Origin of the sequence: Pantoea sp. UBA5035, assembly GCF_002415245.1 — a bacterium.
Lineage (GTDB): Bacteria > Pseudomonadota > Gammaproteobacteria > Enterobacterales > Enterobacteriaceae > Pantoea > Pantoea septica.
In genome coordinates this window covers 20,554-35,354 of record NZ_DICD01000006.1, presented here as the reverse complement: position 1 = coordinate 35,354, position 14,801 = coordinate 20,554, and the positions used below count along the sequence as shown (strand labels likewise).

The 14,801-nt window shown below is 61.7% G+C and carries 14 protein-coding genes; 2 read left to right on the top strand and 12 right to left on the bottom strand.

Going from position 1 to position 14,801, the window contains the following annotated elements:
* Nucleotide 1: 1 nt before the first annotated feature.
* The 11 genes from B3229_RS04005 to pilM all read right to left on the bottom strand — a co-directional run bounded on the left by B3229_RS04005 (nucleotide 2) and on the right by pilM (nucleotide 8,891).
* Nucleotides 2-682, bottom strand: a complete 681-nt coding sequence (locus B3229_RS04005; RefSeq protein WP_048781629.1) for a phosphoglycolate phosphatase — start codon at nucleotides 680-682, stop codon at nucleotides 2-4.
* On the bottom strand, nucleotides 666-1,349 hold the full coding sequence (gene rpe, locus B3229_RS04000) for a ribulose-phosphate 3-epimerase (RefSeq protein ID WP_286868866.1): 684 nt from the start codon (nucleotides 1,347-1,349) through the stop codon (nucleotides 666-668). The genes B3229_RS04005 and rpe overlap by 17 nt, the downstream gene beginning before the upstream one ends.
* Nucleotides 1,350-1,415: 66 nt before the next feature.
* Nucleotides 1,416-2,228 carry an adenine-specific DNA-methyltransferase gene (gene dam / locus B3229_RS03995; RefSeq protein WP_033753524.1) on the bottom strand — a complete coding sequence of 271 codons (813 nt, stop codon included), beginning with the start codon at nucleotides 2,226-2,228 and terminating at the stop codon, nucleotides 1,416-1,418.
* Between the two features lie 94 nt (nucleotides 2,229-2,322).
* On the bottom strand, nucleotides 2,323-3,366 hold the full coding sequence (locus tag B3229_RS03990; protein ID WP_286868864.1) for an SPOR domain-containing protein: 1,044 nt from the start codon (nucleotides 3,364-3,366) through the stop codon (nucleotides 2,323-2,325).
* A 72-nt stretch (nucleotides 3,367-3,438) separates the two neighbouring features.
* Nucleotides 3,439-4,527 (bottom strand): 3-dehydroquinate synthase, encoded by a 1,089-nt coding sequence (gene aroB / locus B3229_RS03985; protein ID WP_033753088.1) that lies wholly within the window; start codon nucleotides 4,525-4,527, stop codon nucleotides 3,439-3,441.
* 38 nt (nucleotides 4,528-4,565) lie between these two features.
* Nucleotides 4,566-5,087: a shikimate kinase AroK gene (gene aroK / locus B3229_RS03980; RefSeq protein ID WP_033753090.1), complete on the bottom strand. Its 522-nt coding sequence runs from the start codon at nucleotides 5,085-5,087 to the stop codon at nucleotides 4,566-4,568.
* A gap of 361 nt (nucleotides 5,088-5,448) precedes the next feature.
* The gene (hofQ, locus tag B3229_RS03975; protein ID WP_286868862.1) at nucleotides 5,449-6,732 is read right to left on the bottom strand and encodes a DNA uptake porin HofQ; all 1,284 of its coding nucleotides are present in this window, start codon (nucleotides 6,730-6,732) and stop codon (nucleotides 5,449-5,451) included.
* Nucleotides 6,671-7,057 (bottom strand): HofP DNA utilization family protein, encoded by a 387-nt coding sequence (locus B3229_RS03970; protein ID WP_286868860.1) that lies wholly within the window; start codon nucleotides 7,055-7,057, stop codon nucleotides 6,671-6,673. The genes hofQ and B3229_RS03970 overlap by 62 nt, the downstream gene beginning before the upstream one ends.
* Nucleotides 7,047-7,541 carry a hypothetical protein gene (locus tag B3229_RS03965; RefSeq protein WP_286868857.1) on the bottom strand — a complete coding sequence of 165 codons (495 nt, stop codon included), beginning with the start codon at nucleotides 7,539-7,541 and terminating at the stop codon, nucleotides 7,047-7,049. Before B3229_RS03965 ends, B3229_RS03970 begins: the two co-directional genes overlap by 11 nt.
* Nucleotides 7,534-8,076, bottom strand: a complete 543-nt coding sequence (locus tag B3229_RS03960; RefSeq protein ID WP_286868855.1) for a PilN domain-containing protein — start codon at nucleotides 8,074-8,076, stop codon at nucleotides 7,534-7,536. Before B3229_RS03960 ends, B3229_RS03965 begins: the two co-directional genes overlap by 8 nt.
* Nucleotides 8,076-8,891, bottom strand: coding sequence for a pilus assembly protein PilM (gene pilM / locus B3229_RS03955; protein ID WP_286868852.1), 816 nt, complete (start codon nucleotides 8,889-8,891; stop codon nucleotides 8,076-8,078). The genes B3229_RS03960 and pilM overlap by 1 nt, the downstream gene beginning before the upstream one ends.
* 117 nt (nucleotides 8,892-9,008) lie before the next feature.
* Here pilM and mrcA point away from each other — a divergent pair, with 117 nt between their 5' ends.
* On the top strand, nucleotides 9,009-11,558 hold the full coding sequence (gene mrcA, locus B3229_RS03950; RefSeq protein ID WP_048781642.1) for a peptidoglycan glycosyltransferase/peptidoglycan DD-transpeptidase MrcA: 2,550 nt from the start codon (nucleotides 9,009-9,011) through the stop codon (nucleotides 11,556-11,558).
* Between the two features lie 138 nt (nucleotides 11,559-11,696).
* On the opposite strand, the gene nudE is transcribed toward mrcA, so the two are convergent.
* On the bottom strand, nucleotides 11,697-12,263 hold the full coding sequence (gene nudE, locus B3229_RS03945; RefSeq protein WP_286868849.1) for an ADP compounds hydrolase NudE: 567 nt from the start codon (nucleotides 12,261-12,263) through the stop codon (nucleotides 11,697-11,699).
* A gap of 392 nt (nucleotides 12,264-12,655) precedes the next feature.
* Here nudE and B3229_RS03940 point away from each other — a divergent pair, with 392 nt between their 5' ends.
* Nucleotides 12,656-14,791, top strand: coding sequence for an intracellular growth attenuator family protein (locus B3229_RS03940; RefSeq protein WP_286868847.1), 2,136 nt, complete (start codon nucleotides 12,656-12,658; stop codon nucleotides 14,789-14,791).
* Nucleotides 14,792-14,801: the final 10 nt, after the last annotated feature.

Genomic DNA, 14,801 nt, shown 5'->3' with positions numbered 1-14,801 from the left:
ATTAGTGCAGCCCGAGAAGGGGCAAAAGTTCATCAAAAGAGTCGAGAGTCAGGTCAGGCTTGCTGTCGGCGATCGGCTCGCCGTAGTTGTAGCCATAGGTCATGGCGACGTTCGGCACGCCAGCGGCCTGCGCCGCCTGAATATCGTTGCGTGAATCGCCGACGAACAGCAGCTGGCTCGGCAGCACGCCAAAGCGGCCCAGCACCAGAAAAATCGCGGCCGGATGCGGTTTTTTTACGATAACGTCATCACCGCCGATGATCAGCGTAAACGCCTCGGCGATACCGAGGGAGGCCAGCAGCGGCGCGACGAACGGCGTCGGCTTATTGGTGACGATCGCCAGCGGCAGCCCTTTGGCATGCAGCGCCAGCAGCGTCTCTTTCACCTGCGGAAACAGCGTGCTGCCGGCGTCGACCGTCGCGGCGTAGTGTTTGTCGAACAGGGCGCGCGCGTCGCGCTGCTCGTCGGGCTGCGGCTCGCGGCCCAGCGCCCAGGTCAGCGCGCGCGACATCATCACGTCCGCGCCGTTGCCGATCCAGGTTGAGGCGCGCTCCACGCCCGCCGGCGGCAGCTGCAAATCAGCCAGCGCCAGGTCGATCGCCTGCGACAGGCCGGGTGCGCTGTGCACCAGCGTTCCGTCGAGGTCGAACGCCAGCGCGCGAATATCAGTGAAATGAGCCATTAACCTTCTCCAGTTCGTGACGCATTTCATCAATCACTTTCTTGTAGTCGGGATGGCCGAAAATCGCCGAACCGGCGACGAACATATCGGCACCGGCGGCGGCGATCTGCGCGATATTGTCGATTTTGACGCCGCCGTCCACTTCCAGACGAATGTTGTAGCCGCCGTGATCGATGCGCCTGCGCGCTTCGCGCAGCTTATCGAGCGTGCCGGGAATAAAGGACTGGCCGCCGAAGCCCGGATTGACCGACATGATCAGGATCACGTCGAGCTTATCCATCACATAATCGAGATAGCTCAGCGGCGTCGCCGGGTTAAACACCAGGCCCGCTTTGCAGCCGTGCTCTTTGATCAGCTGCAGCGTACGGTCGACGTGCTCGCTCGCTTCGGGATGAAAAGTGATATAGCTGGCGCCTGCTTTGGCGAAGTCCGGGATCAGCGCATCGACCGGCTTAACCATCAGATGCACGTCAATCGGCGCGGTAATGCCGTAGTCGCGCAGCGCTTTCAGCACCATCGGCCCCATCGTCAGATTGGGAACATAGTGATTGTCCATCACGTCGAAATGCACCACGTCGCCGCCGGCGGCTAACGCTTTTGCGGTATCTTCACCCAGGCGGGCAAAGTCCGCCGACAGGATTGAAGCGGCCAGCAAATATTGTTTCATCCGATTCTCCCAATGTTGTGCGCCAGCCTTGCGGCTGACGTAATGCCTGGTCGCGGACGAAACAGACTAGCAGTAAAGTGCCAGCAGTTCGTCGACCTGTGTGCGACCCGTTATGCTTCGGCTGATAGAACGCCGCGCTTTCACCACATGTAATACTGCATCCTGATACCAGAGACGCGTCAGAGCGGTATCGTGATTAGAGATCAGAACCGGTATGCGGCTCTCGAGCGCCAGCCGCGACGCCAGCTCCGCCAGATGCTGCTGCTCACGCATACTAAAGCTGTTGGTGTGGTAGGCCGTAAAATTGGCCGTCGCCGACAGCGGCGCGTAGGGCGGATCGCAATAGACCACTGAACCCGCCTGCGCATTGGTCAGGGTAACATCGTACGATTCGCAGACAAAGGTCGCCTTTTGCGCGCGCTCGGCGAACCACAGCAGTTCCGCTTCTGGAAAATAGGGTTTGCGGTAGCGGCCGAAGGGCACGTTGAACTCGCCGCGCAGATTGTAGCGGCACAGGCCGTTATAGCCGTGACGGTTAAGATAGAGAAACAGCAGCGCGCGCTCGTAGGCGTCGCGGCTGGCGTTAAAGGCGATGCGGCGCTGGTAGTAGCACTCCGACGTATTGCCTTCCGGCGAGAAAAGTCGACGCGCATCCTCGATAAATGCCGCGCTGCGGTGCTTAACGATGTTGTAGAGATTGATCAGGTCGCTGTTGATATCCGCCAGATGGTAGCGCTCATAGTCGGTGTTGAGAAACACCGAACCCGCGCCGACAAAAGGCTCAATCAGGCAGTCGCCTTGCGGCAGATGGCGACGGATATCCTCCATCAGGGGATATTTGCCTCCTGCCCATTTCAGGAAAGCGCGATTTTTCTTCATGCTGTCGTGGTTATACATCTTATTGTGGAGCTGTGGCGGACCGACAGCAGAACGGCGCTTATCAACGGGGCCGGCTTAACCGGCCCCACATAGTTTACTGGCTGGCTTCTTTCTTAACCTGACTTACGGGCTTCACCCAGGGATTCTGCGCGCGAACTTCTGCAGGCAGCGAGGCGACGGCGCGTCGGGCATCCGCCGAGGTGGCGTAAGAGCCGCTCACCAGCACGTACCACGGCTGGCCGTTACGGGTGGTTTTATAGACATGATAGCCGCTGAGATTCTGTTTCTTCGCCCAGGCGTTCAGGCTCTCTGCGCGTGAGGCGCCGCTCAGCTGCAGCGTGTAGTTGCCGCCTGGCACCGATTTCGCTGCCGCGCCGTTGCCGGTCGCGCTGCTGGCTGCCGTGCTGCTGCCGCCTGTCGCGCCGTTAAGAGCAGGACGCGCTGGCGTGGTATGGGTACGGCTTTCGCTGGCCGTCGGACGGCTGGCGGTCGAAGATTTATGTGCCGGTTCGCGTGACGCATGCGTCTGCGCAGCGGGACGCTGCGTAGTCGGACGCGTCGCCGCAGGCGCGCTAATGCTGCCGTTGCCGGCACTGCCGCTGACGGTTGCCGGCGCGGTCGGCAGCGAACTGCCGCCCTGTGCGGCGCTATCGACCTGCTGCTGCTGATTGGTCAGCGCGCTGTTGAGATCGCCTGGCAGGGTAACGCGCTGCTGGCTGGCTGGCGCTTCTACCGGCGCCGCCTGGGTCGGCGTAGAGGAGACCGGCGGCATAGAGACGTCGCGCGTCGTAGAGCCGTCAGCCGGCGCGCTATTCGCGGCCGCGCCTTCCGTCGGTGCCGTCTGGCCGCCGCTCATCGGCGTCGAGCCGGAAAGATCGATGCTTTTCTCGCCGCCGTTGCCGCCGGATGCCGGCGCGTTAGCCACGTCTTTGCCTGCCGCCGGCTTGCTCTCGTCCGGGCCTTTCAGCGCCGATCCAATGCCGAGCACCAACAGCAGCAGCACCAGAATGCCGATACCCATCATCATATGCTGGCGCGAAACCGGCACTTTAGGGGCGGAAGCCGTCTTACGCGGGCGCGAGGGACGGCGGTCGCTGGCGTCAGGTTTTAACTCGTCTTCCGGTTTAAACTCATCCATTTTGCCTCCTCCGTAAAGCGGCATTCGGCCATGCGCACCCCGCGCGCCGCGTCACCACTTAACTGCTTATATTCAGGGTTTCTGACAGTCGTTAATTGCAGCCAGCACCATATCATGCGCTACGCCGCCGCGCACTTCGGAGCGGCCTAACGCCAGCGGCAGCACCAGCCGCAGCTCGCCCGCCAGCACCTTTTTGTCGCGCAGCATATGCGGCAGATATGCTTCCGCCTTCATGCTTTCCGGGCCGTGCACGGGCAGACCCGCGCGCTGCAGCAGCGCGATAATCCGCTGCGTGTCGGCCTCGCTGAACTGGCCCAGACGCTGCGCCGTGCGCGCCGCCATGACCATGCCCGCCGCGACGGCTTCGCCGTGCAGCCAGTTGCCGTAGCCCATATGCGCTTCAATAGCGTGGCCGAAGGTGTGGCCCAGATTCAGCAGCGCGCGCTGGCCGTGTTCATGTTCGTCGGCCGCCACCACGTCCGCCTTAAGCTCGCAGCAGCGTCGAATGCACCAGGCGGTCGCCTGTTCATCCAGCGCCAGCAGCGCATCGAGATTTTGCTCCAGCCAGCTAAAGAACTCGCCGTCCAGAATAATGCCGTATTTGATCACTTCCGCCAGGCCTGAAGCGAGCTCGCGCGGCGGCAGCGTGCGCAAACAGTCGGTATCGATCACCACCGAGGCAGGCTGGTAAAAGGCGCCGATCATGTTTTTGCCTAACGGATGGTTCACGGCCGTTTTGCCGCCGACCGAAGAGTCGACCTGCGACAGCAGCGTGGTGGGCACCTGAATAAAGCGCACGCCGCGCTGATAGCTGGCGGCCGCAAAGCCGGTAAGATCGCCGATCACGCCGCCGCCCAGCGCAATAAGCGTGGTGTCGCGGCCGTGCGGCTTTTGTAGCAACGCGGTAAAGACGTCATCCATCACGGCCAGCGTTTTGTACTGCTCGCCGTCGGGTAGAATCACCTGGTCCACTTTAACGCCAGCGGCCGTCAGCAGCGCCGAGAGCTTATCAAGATAGAGCGGCTCCAGCGTCTGATTGGTGACCAGCATTGCATTATCGCCCGCTTTCAGCGGCCAAAAAGAAGCCGGATCCTTGAACAGTCCGGCGGCAATGGTGATGGGATAGCTACGCTCTCCCAGTGAGACGGTGATCTTCTCCATGATGCTCGATACCTGTTACTGAGCCTTTCGGCATTAGATCAGTTTTTTTCCAACATGTGGATAATCTGGTTGGCCACCACTTTCGCACTTTGATCGTCAGTACGAATGGTGACATCCGCGATCTCTTCATAGAGCGGGTTGCGCTCGCCCGCCAGCGCTTCAAGCACTTCACGCGGCGGCGAATCAACCTGCAGCAGCGGACGCTTTTTATCGCGTTGCGTGCGTGCCAGCTGTTTCTCGATGGTGGTTTCAAGATACACCACGACACCACGGGCGGAGAGACGATTGCGTGTTTCCCGAGATTTGACGGAACCGCCGCCGGTCGCCAGGACAATGCCCTGCTTTTCGGTCAGCTCGTTAATGATTTTTTCTTCGCGGTCACGAAATCCAGCTTCGCCCTCGACGTCAAATACCCAGCCCACATCCGCTCCGGTACGTCGCTCAATTTCCTGATCGGAATCGAAAAATTCCATATTGAGTTGCTGAGCTAACTGACGACCAATAGTGCTTTTGCCGGCACCCATCGGCCCAACCAGAAAGATATTGCGTTTCTCTGCCATTTTGTCGGTATTACTAAGAATTCGTTGATGATACCCCGCGTTCAGCGATATCGCTGGCGGGACAGGAACTGAGACCTCATGAGCGTTAGCAAGAGTCAGACGAAAAATTATCTCAACACTCAAGGGCGTTTGGCAACCGAATAAATCGCCCTCCGGCATTCCCCTTGCGGGGCCGGTGTGCGATATGCGAAACGATGCGCATTAGCGCTGCGCTTTTTACGCGCCGCCTACAGAAGAGATATCTGACCCTGACGGATACGCGCCGTCGGGACGGTTACAGCGTTCTAAAAATCGCTAAACCTTGTAAGCTAATTCCTGTCCTGCGTCAACGCAGTTGGCACTGGGGAGCGCATTTTCCGGTTTATCCGGCGGTAAGCGCTGCTTCCCTGACCAATCGCGGCGTAATGAAGATGACCAGCTCGCGTTTTTTATTTTCCGCGGTCTGATGGCGAAACAGCGATCCCAGCAGCGGAATATGGCCCAGCACCGGCACGCGACTTTCGCCCTGGCTGCGCTGCTGCTGAAAAATGCCGCCCAGCGCCAGGGTTTCGCCATCTTTCAGCGTAACCTGGGTTTCAATCTCCTGCTTATCAATGGAGAGAACGCTGCCGTCGCCGCTCTGCACCGCGCGGCCCGGCACGTTCTGGCTGATGCGAATTTTCAGCTGGATGCGCCCGTTGCTCAGCACGTTGGGCGTGACCTCCATGCCCAGCACCGCCTCTTTAAATTCGATAGTGGTCGCGCCGCTGTTGCCCGCCGACACCTCGTAGGGTATCTCGCTGCCCTGTTTAATCATCGCCTTCTGCTGATGCGAGGTGAAAAGACGCGGGCTGGCGATAATCTCGACCTGGTTTTCCTGCTCCAGCGCGCTGAGCTCCAGATCGAGCAGCCGACCGCCGACCCGCGCCAGCGTCACACCTGCGGTGATCCCCGGCGAACTCGCCGCCAGCGGGATCGCCAGCCGGGGATTGCGCAGCGCGTCGGTCACCGCCTCCGCGCCAGCCGACAGGTTCCAGCTCACGCCGAGCTCCCGCAGCCTCTCCTCGCTGATGGTGACGATATGCGCCGCCAGCTCTACCTGTTCGAGCGGCACATCAAGCGCCCGCAGCCAGCGTTCGGCAGCGCTGAGCGCCGTCGGCGTATCGCGCAGCAGCAGCGCGTTAGCGCGCGCGTCGAGGGTTACGCTGCCGCGCGGCGTCATCAGCGCCTGGCGCTCGCCCTGAAAGCTGCGGTAGACCTCTGTCGCGCTGGCGTAGCGCAGCGTGACGGTGCGCAGCGCCAGCGGCTCCTGCTGCGCGCTGACCGCCTGCGCCTGCTGCTCTTTTAGCTGGCGCCAGCTGTCGGGGTAAACCAGCAGCACGTTCTCCTCTTCCACGACGGTAAGCTCAGCCAGCCGCGTCACCAGCGACAGCGCCTGCCGCCAGGGCACGTCGTCGAGACGCAGCGACAGCCTGCCCTCCACGCCTGGCGCGATTAACAGGTTCACCTGCTGATAATCCGCCAGCGCCTGCAGAATGCGCTCGACCGGCGCGTCGTCGAAGTTGAGGCTGAGCCGCTGGCCGTGTTCGCCGTCGCTGAAATCGTCAGTGGCCTGGACGGGCGTGAGCCAAAGACTCGTCAGCAGTAAAAGTGTCATCCTGAACATAGGCGCTTCCTTTGAGAGAAAGAGTGACGAATTGCGGCGCACAGCCGCAGCCTGCGGTGAGCGTCAGGCTGCGAGGCGTCATAGCGCTCAGCCGCCAGCCCGGCAGCGGAAGGCGATCTGCCGCCGCGATTTTAACGACACCCCCCTGTGGCGACGTCAGCCAGGCGCGCAGGCGCGGCGCACGTCCCAGCATGCCCTGCAGCCGCCAGCCGGTTAGCGCGGCTGGCGGCTCGCACCAGCTCTCCGACGGCGGCTGAAACGGATCGCGCGGCGCGGCATAAAGCGTGGCCGCCGTCAGCCAGAGAAGCAGCCATTTAGCGCGCATCGTCGCTCTCCAGCCAGAGTTTCACCTGCACCTTTCCCTGCCGCGCCTCCAGCAGAAAACGCGTTGGAAAGGGCGTGGTAGTGCGCGCCAGCTCGGCGAACAGCGGCAGAAACTGCTCCCACGCCAGCAGCAGCGTCAGGGCGCGCGGCTCTGTTTCGGGCTGCCACGCCTGCAGCTGGCTGCCGCGCGCCGTCAGAATAGCGTCGAGCGGCGCGGCGCGGGACGACGCCTCAGACTGGCGCGCACTATCGGCCAGCTGCGCGCGCAGCAACGCCTCGACAGGGAGCGCATTGAGCTGCGCCAGCTGCTGCCGGTACGCCTGCTCAAGCCGGGCGATATCGGCGCGTAGCGCCTGCTGCGCTAACTGTTGCGGCCGCAAAAACAGCAGCCAGAGCGCCAGCGCCGCCGTGGCGAAGCACGCCGCTACTATGCCGATCTGTCGGCGCAGCGGCAGATGCAGCCCGCGCTCCAGCGCGCTATTCATCCGCGATCTCCTCAAGATGCGCGCGCAGCGTAAAGCGGTAGACGCCGTCCGGCTGAAGCTCGACGTTGCCCTGCCGCACCGCAGCGAAGAGCGCGGCCTCGTCGAGACGGCGCCGCAGTTCGCCTATCGCCCGCATCTCCTGCGCGCGTCCCTCGATACGCAGCTGCGTCGGCATCTTCTCTACGCGCTCCAGCCAGACCCGCTGCGGCATAAGCGCTGGCAGCGCCTGCCAGAATCGGTGCCAGCGCATCAGATCGTCGGCGTGACGCCGCGCGCGCCGCCACGTCGCCTGCTGCGCCGCCAGCTGCTGCTGCAGCTCGCGCCGCTGGCTAATCCGCTGAGCGATTGCCGTCAGCGCGTGGCGCGCCTCGCTCTGGGCGCTGAGCAGATGCTGGCTGACGCGGTCGAGACGCCATAGCGCCAGGGCCGCCGTCAGCACCAGCGCTAGCAGCAGCGTCGCCGTCAGCCCCAGCACGGCGCGCCGCTGTCGGCGCAGACGCGCGTGCCGCCACGGCAGCATATTCACCGCGATCATCAGCTATCCTCTGGACGCAGCGCCAGTCCGGCGGCGATGCAAAACGCCGCTTCCTGCTGGGGCAGCGGCGGCTGGCGATAAGCGAACAGGCTGAACGGCGAAAAAGAGAAGAAGGCGTCGGGCAGCAGATCGGGCGACGGCGCGCAGCCGTACAGCGTGCTGGCCTGAGGGAAACAGCGCTGCCTCACTTCCTCGGGCGCGGTCTCCAGGCTGGCGCTGCCGACCACGCTCTCGCTGGCGCGGCTATACCAGAGCCAATGCGCGTCGTGACCGATCAGCAGCGCGGCGTCGTCTTTCAGGCCTGCGGCGCGCGCCGCCAGCGCCAGCGCATGGGTCGTGAGTTCAAAAACCGCCGGCCGCAGCGCGCTCTGCCGCAGCGGCGTCAGCCACTGGGCAATGACTTCCTGTCGAGCGGCGGTAACGTAAAGCTGGCGGCCCGCCTCGCTGGCGCGATAGTCGAGCGCCAGCGCTTCCGGCTCGACCGGGAAAAGCCGCTGCGCCGCCGCCGTCACGTAACGTCCCAGCGCAGGCTCCTGCAGACGCTGGCTCGGCAGCGCCAGCGGCCGCTGCAGCACCAGCTGCGCAGGCAGTCCGACGCGAAGGGAATAGCGCTGCGGCAGCTGCTGTTGCAGCATGCGCAGCGCCGCCTGTAATTCAGGCGAAGATTGCAGCACGCCGTTTCTTAACGTATCTTGCGGCAGCCCTTGCTGCCACCAGCGGCACAGCTGCCAGCCGCCGCGCCGGCGCTGTATAGCGAGAGCGCAGAGCTGCGTATTCTGAATATCCAGTCCGACTTGCCATGTCTGAAAAGCCATGCGCGCGATCTCCTTATCTACAGGGGTAAAAGGACATATCAAAGCGTCTGGCTTGCCTTTATACTACCGCGCGGTTGTTTATAAACTGCTCAAACGACAACAGATGGGAAACTCCAGGTGAAGTTCGTAAAGTATTTATTAATCCTTGCAGTGTGTTGCATCTTGCTGGGAGCTGGCTCGATTTATGGTTTGTACAAATATATAGAGCCGCAGCTGCCCGACGTTAACACGCTGAAAGATGTGCGCCTGCAGACGCCCATGCAGGTGTACAGCGCGGATGGCGAACTGATCGCCCAGTACGGCGAGAAGCGCCGTATTCCGCTGACGCTGCAGCAGATGCCGCCAGAGCTGATCAAAGCCTTTATCGCCACGGAAGACAGCCGCTTCTACGAGCATCACGGCGTCGATCCGGTGGGTATTTTCCGCGCCGCCAGCATCGCGCTGATGTCCGGCCATGCTTCACAGGGCGCGAGCACCATTACGCAGCAGCTGGCGCGTAACTTCTTCCTGAGCCCTGAGCGTACGCTGATGCGCAAAATCAAGGAGGCGTTTCTCGCCATTCGCATTGAGCAGCTGCTGAATAAAGATGAGATCCTCGAGCTCTATCTGAACAAGATCTATCTCGGCTATCGCGCCTATGGCGTCGGCGCCGCCGCGCAGGTGTACTTCGGCAAGCCGGTAGACCAGCTTTCGTTGAGCGAAATGGCGATGATCGCCGGTCTGCCCAAAGCGCCCTCTACCTTTAACCCGCTCTACTCCCACAGCCGCGCGCTGGCGCGTCGCAATGTGGTGCTGTCGCGCATGCTGGATCAGGGCTACATCACGCAGCAGCAGTATGATGAAGCGCGCAGCGCGCCGCTGGAAGCGAGCTATCACGGCCCGGAAATCGCCTTCTCGTCGCCTTATCTGAGCGAAATGGCGCGCCAGGAGATGGTGAAGCGCTACGGCGACGGCGCCTATAACGACGGCTACAAGGTCTATACCACCGTGACGCGTCGCCTGCAGCAGGCGGCGCAGGAGGCGGTGCGCAATAATGTGCTGGCCTATGATATGCGTCACGGCTACCGCGGGCCGACCAGCGTGCTGTGGAAAGTGGGCGAACCCGCCTGGAGCCAGGAGCAGATCCTGAAAGCGCTGAAGCCGCTGCCGGCTTACGGGCCCCTGTTGCCTGCCGTTGTCACGCAGGCCAGCAGCGACGAGGCGACCGCGATGCTGAAAGACGGCACCAGCGTTTCGCTGGGCCTTGCTGGCGTGCGCTGGGCGCGCGCGTTCAAGTCGGATACCGTGCAGGGCCCAACGCCGAGAAGCGTGACGCAGGTGGTGCAGACGGGTCAGCAGATTTGGGTGCGTAAGGTCGATAACAGCTGGTGGCTGGCGCAGGTGCCGGACGTCAACTCCGCGCTGGTGTCGCTCGATCCGCAAACCGGCGCGGTGCGCGCGCTGGTCGGCGGCTTCGACTTTAATCAAAGCATGTTCAACCGCGCCACCCAGGCGCTGCGTCAGGTCGGCTCCAACATTAAGCCGTTCCTCTATACCGCAGCGATGGATCGCGGTCTGACGCTGGCCTCTATCCTGAATGACGTGCCAATTTCGCGCTGGGATGCGGGCGCGGGCGCCGACTGGCGGCCGAAAAACTCGCCGCCTACCTATGACGGTCCGATTCGTCTGCGTCAGGGATTAGGTCAGTCGAAAAACGTCGTGATGGTGCGCGCCATGCGTGCCATGGGCGTCGATTACGCGGCGGAATATCTGCAGCGCTTCGGCTTCCCGGCGCAGAATATCGTGCATACCGAATCGCTGGCGCTCGGCGCCGCGTCGTTTACGCCGATGCAGGTAGCGCGCGGCTACTCGGTGATGGCGAACGGCGGCTTCCTGGTCGACCCGTACTTCATCAGCAAGATCGAGAACGAGCAAGGCGGCGTTATTTTCGAAGCGAAACCGCGCATCGCCTGCCCGCAATGCAATCTGCCGGTGATCTATGGCGAAACCCGCAAGGCGCTGGCGCTGAATGAGGAGAGCGTAGAAAACGTCGCGACCTCCGATCAGAACCAGAACCAGCCAGCGCCGCAGCCGGCGCTGGAGCAGGTTCCCGCTCAGCCGCAGCCGGATGGTCAGCAGTATGCGCCGCATGTGATCAACACGCCGCTGTCGTTCCTGATCAAAAGCGCGCTCAACTCCAATATCTTTGGCGAACCGGGCTGGATGGGCACAGGCTGGCGCGCATCACGCGATCTGAAGCGCAACGATATCGGCGGTAAAACCGGCACCACCAACAGTTCGAAGGACGCCTGGTTCTCTGGTTACGGTCCTGGCGTAGTGACCTCGGTGTGGATCGGCTTTGACGACGCGCGCCGCGCTTTAGGCCGCAGCACGCTGTCGGGCGCGATTCCAGACCAGATTTCCGGTTATGAAGGCGGCGCGAAAAGCGCGCAGCCGGCGTGGGATGACTATATGAAGAGCGCGCTGGACGGCGTGCCGGAGCAGCCGCTGACGCCGCCGGACGGCATCGTCACAGTGACCATCGACCGCAGCACCGGCAAGCTGGCCAACGGCGGCGGCAATACGCGCCAGGAGTATTTCATCAACGGCACGCAGCCGACGGAATACTCGGTGCATGACGTCGGCACCACCATTATGGATAACGGCGAGAGCCACGAGCTGTTTTAAGCCCTGCCGTAAGTAGCAAAAAAGGCCGACATCGCTGTCGGCCTTTTTATTTTGGAATGTGCTAACGCGGGTGAGATGGCCCGATCGCAAAGACGCAAAAAGCGGCATCCCTGCCAGTTTCAGGCAATGTCGTACCCGTTAGTAACTCAGTCGCCCCTGCTGCACCAGCCACTCGCGCACCAGGAAGAGCGCGCTGACGTTGCGCGCCTCGCGGAAATCGGGCTCCTGCAGCAGCGCCAGCAGATCCTCCAGCGGCCAGCGATGCTCGATGAGCGGCTCCGGCTCGTCGCCCTCCAGCCGTTCAGGATAAAGCCCTTCCGCCACCACGATATTCATCTTGCTGGAGAAATAGGAAGGCGCCATCGTCAGCTTGCTGAGAAACTCCAGCTTCTCCGCGCCGAAGCCGACCTCTTCTTTCAGTTCGCGGTTCGCCGCCTCGAAGACGGTCTCGCCGGGATCGATCAATCCCTTAGGGAAGCCCAGCTCATAGCTCTCCAGCCCAACCGCGTACTCCTGAATCAGCACCACCTCATTGTCGATAATCGGGACAATCATCACCGCTTCACGCTCGGAGGGCTTCATGCGCTCGTAAACGCGGCGCGCGCCGTTGCTAAAAGCGAGATCGACTGATTCAACGGTGAACAGCCGCGAGCGCGCCACGGTTTCCACTTTGAGGATGTCGGGTTTCTTTAACGGGTTCTTCATATCAGCCTCAGACGTTCAACGCCGCGCGGTGCGGTAAAAAAATTAGCTTACCTGACCACAGGCATTTGTGCGACAGCGAGTTTAGCCTCGGCCCCAGACGCCGCGCCCAGTTGGGCGTTCTCGAACGCGGCTGCGCCAGTTAACGCTTTTGCAATAAGTCAACGTCACGCGGTAAAATTCAGAAAAGACCGATGTTTAATTCAGATTCTGCCGGTTAACATTCGGACAAGGCATGCTGCATTAACTTCTAATTTAATGATTTTGCGCGTTATTTCCTCTGGCATTTAGCTTGTCAGAATAGTTTATTCCCGCCAAAATTGTCTTAAATAACAGTTCTATCTGGGAGCATTAGTCCAAAGTGAAGGCAGGATTTTGGCTGCATTGAACAACGCATGAGCACAATCCTTATTGTATTGGTCATAGTGCTGGTCTGCTCAGGTCTGGCAGGTATCGGCTTTTGGTACGCTATGCGGCATCGTCCGCCATTGGCGAAACCGCTGCCCTTTATCAGCCCGCCCTGCCGCAAACTCACCGACGACGAACGTCGCGCGGTGGAAAAATACGTCGCCTCGCTTGCGAAGCAGTCGCGTCCCGCCGTACCCGGTGAAAAACATCCCCTTTTCGACAATCTGACGCTCACCGCGCAGAGCAACAACGTTTACCCCGTCACACGCGCCATTACCCGCTATGGCCTGTCGACCGACGATGCCCACAAGTGGCGCTACTACCTTGACGAAGTGGAAGTGCATCTGCCGCCGCACTGGGAACAGTATATAACCGATGAGAACTACGTTGAGCTGATCCGCACCCAGACGATTCCGCTGGTGATCTCGCTTAATGGCCACTCGCTGGTCAACTACGGCACCGATCAGCCGTCGCTGCCGGCGCTGGTGCGTCCCGGCTCGACCAACGCCTCGATACGCAAAGAAGAGAGCGAAAACGTCGAGCTGCTGCAGGTGCGCAAAGAGACGCTGGAAGAGTATCAGCTGACGCGGCCGGACGGCACGCGCGAGGCGGTGACCATCACCTTCGCCTTTCTGCTCTTTTTTATCAGCCTGCTGGTGCCCGCCGCGCTGATGGGCTGGCTGGCGCTGCTGGGCTGCGCCATGATCGGCGCCAGCGTCTGGTCGCTGTTTCACATTCCCGCGCAAAAGCGCATGCGCGACATACACTGCCTGCGCGGCGCGCCCAAGCGCTGGGGCCTGTTCGGCGAGTCGAATCAGGAGCAGAGCAACATCACGCTGGGCATTATCGACCTCGCCTACCCGCCGCACTGGCTGCCCTATGTGGCGCACGATCTCGGCCAGACCACCGATGTCGAGATCTACCTGAACCGTCAGGTAGTGCGTCAGGGCCGCTTTTTATCGCTGCAGGACGAAGTGCGCAACTTCCCTATCCAGCGCTGGCGCAAAAACGTGGTACTGGCCTGCGGCTCGCTGCTGGTGATGGCGCTGCTGATTAGCTGGATCCCGCTCAGTATGCCGATCAAGCTCAGCCTGGCCTGGATCAAGGGCACCGAAAGCCTGGAAGTGAACGACGTAGATAAGCTGGCGGCGCAGTCGCTGCACGTCGGCGATATTTTAAAAGTTAACGGCACCGGCATGTGCTCCGTTCCCGATAACTATCAGAGCAACCGCAGCTACGCCTATATGCCGTTCGACTGTTCGGCCGTCTACTGGAATAACGCCTCGCCGCTGCCCCAGCCGCAGTCCGATATCATCGATAAAGCCTCGGCGCTGCTGGAGGCGACCACGCGCCAGCTGCATCCGGAAACCAATACCGATCCCAAGCTCAACCCGCAGCTCGCCTCGGCGATTCAGAAATCGGGCATGATTCTGCTGGACGATTTCGCCGACCTGGTGCTGAAAACGCAGGATCTCTGTAGCCAGCAGCAGGACTGCGTGCGGCTGAAGAACGCGCTGGTGAATCTCGGCAACGCCAAAGACTGGGATACGCTGGTGCGCCGCGCTGATTCCGGGCAGCTGAACGGTATGAACGTGCTGCTGCGGCCGGTAAGCGCCGAAGCGCTGGAAAACCTGGTCAATACCGCCACCTCCAGCTTCTTCTTCCGCGAGACGCGCCGCGCCGCCGAAAACCTTAACAGCCCGCCGCCAGGCGGATTCCTTATCGTCAGCGACGAAGGCCGCCAGCTGGTGAATCAGCCGCAGCCGACGGTCTCGCTGTTCGATCTCGATGCGCCGTCGCAGTGGCGCGAGCTGCAGCGCCTCTCCGGCATGCTGCTGCATACGCCGTTCAGCGCCAGCGGCATTATCACCAGCCTGTCGGTGGACGCCAACGGCACGCGCCATATCGCGCTGCACAACGAGCCAGATGCGATGGCGATGTGGCGCTACCTCGGCACCACGCTGCTGCTGGCGGTTCTGCTGGCCTGCGCGCTGGTTAACGCCCTGCTGGCGCTGCGCCGCATTCATCGCAACCGTCAGCGCATGGCAAATATCCAGCAGTACTACGACAAGTGCTTCAACCATAATCTCAGCACCATGCAGAGCGTGCGCTCGATGTTCTGACGCCGCGGCG

What these genes read in the sequence shown, in the direction of transcription:
- B3229_RS03970 (WP_286868860.1), bottom strand. Translation starts at nt 7,057, where the DNA reads ATGCGCGCTAAATGGCTGCTTCTCTGGCTGACGGCGGCCACGCTTTAT.
- B3229_RS03965 (WP_286868857.1), bottom strand. Translation starts at nt 7,541, where the DNA reads ATGAATAGCGCGCTGGAGCGCGGGCTGCATCTGCCGCTGCGCCGACAG.
- B3229_RS03990 (WP_286868864.1), bottom strand. Translation starts at nt 3,366, where the DNA reads ATGGATGAGTTTAAACCGGAAGACGAGTTAAAACCTGACGCCAGCGAC.
- hofQ (WP_286868862.1), bottom strand. Translation starts at nt 6,732, where the DNA reads ATGTTCAGGATGACACTTTTACTGCTGACGAGTCTTTGGCTCACGCCC.
- aroB (WP_033753088.1), bottom strand. Translation starts at nt 4,527, where the DNA reads ATGGAGAAGATCACCGTCTCACTGGGAGAGCGTAGCTATCCCATCACC.
- pilM (WP_286868852.1), bottom strand. Translation starts at nt 8,891, where the DNA reads ATGGCTTTTCAGACATGGCAAGTCGGACTGGATATTCAGAATACGCAG.
- B3229_RS03960 (WP_286868855.1), bottom strand. Translation starts at nt 8,076, where the DNA reads ATGATCGCGGTGAATATGCTGCCGTGGCGGCACGCGCGTCTGCGCCGA.
- nudE (WP_286868849.1), bottom strand. Translation starts at nt 12,263, where the DNA reads ATGAAGAACCCGTTAAAGAAACCCGACATCCTCAAAGTGGAAACCGTG.
- B3229_RS04005 (WP_048781629.1), bottom strand. Translation starts at nt 682, where the DNA reads ATGGCTCATTTCACTGATATTCGCGCGCTGGCGTTCGACCTCGACGGA.
- rpe (WP_286868866.1), bottom strand. Translation starts at nt 1,349, where the DNA reads ATGAAACAATATTTGCTGGCCGCTTCAATCCTGTCGGCGGACTTTGCC.
- B3229_RS03940 (WP_286868847.1), top strand. Translation starts at nt 12,656, where the DNA reads ATGAGCACAATCCTTATTGTATTGGTCATAGTGCTGGTCTGCTCAGGT.
- aroK (WP_033753090.1), bottom strand. Translation starts at nt 5,087, where the DNA reads ATGGCAGAGAAACGCAATATCTTTCTGGTTGGGCCGATGGGTGCCGGC.
- dam (WP_033753524.1), bottom strand. Translation starts at nt 2,228, where the DNA reads ATGAAGAAAAATCGCGCTTTCCTGAAATGGGCAGGAGGCAAATATCCC.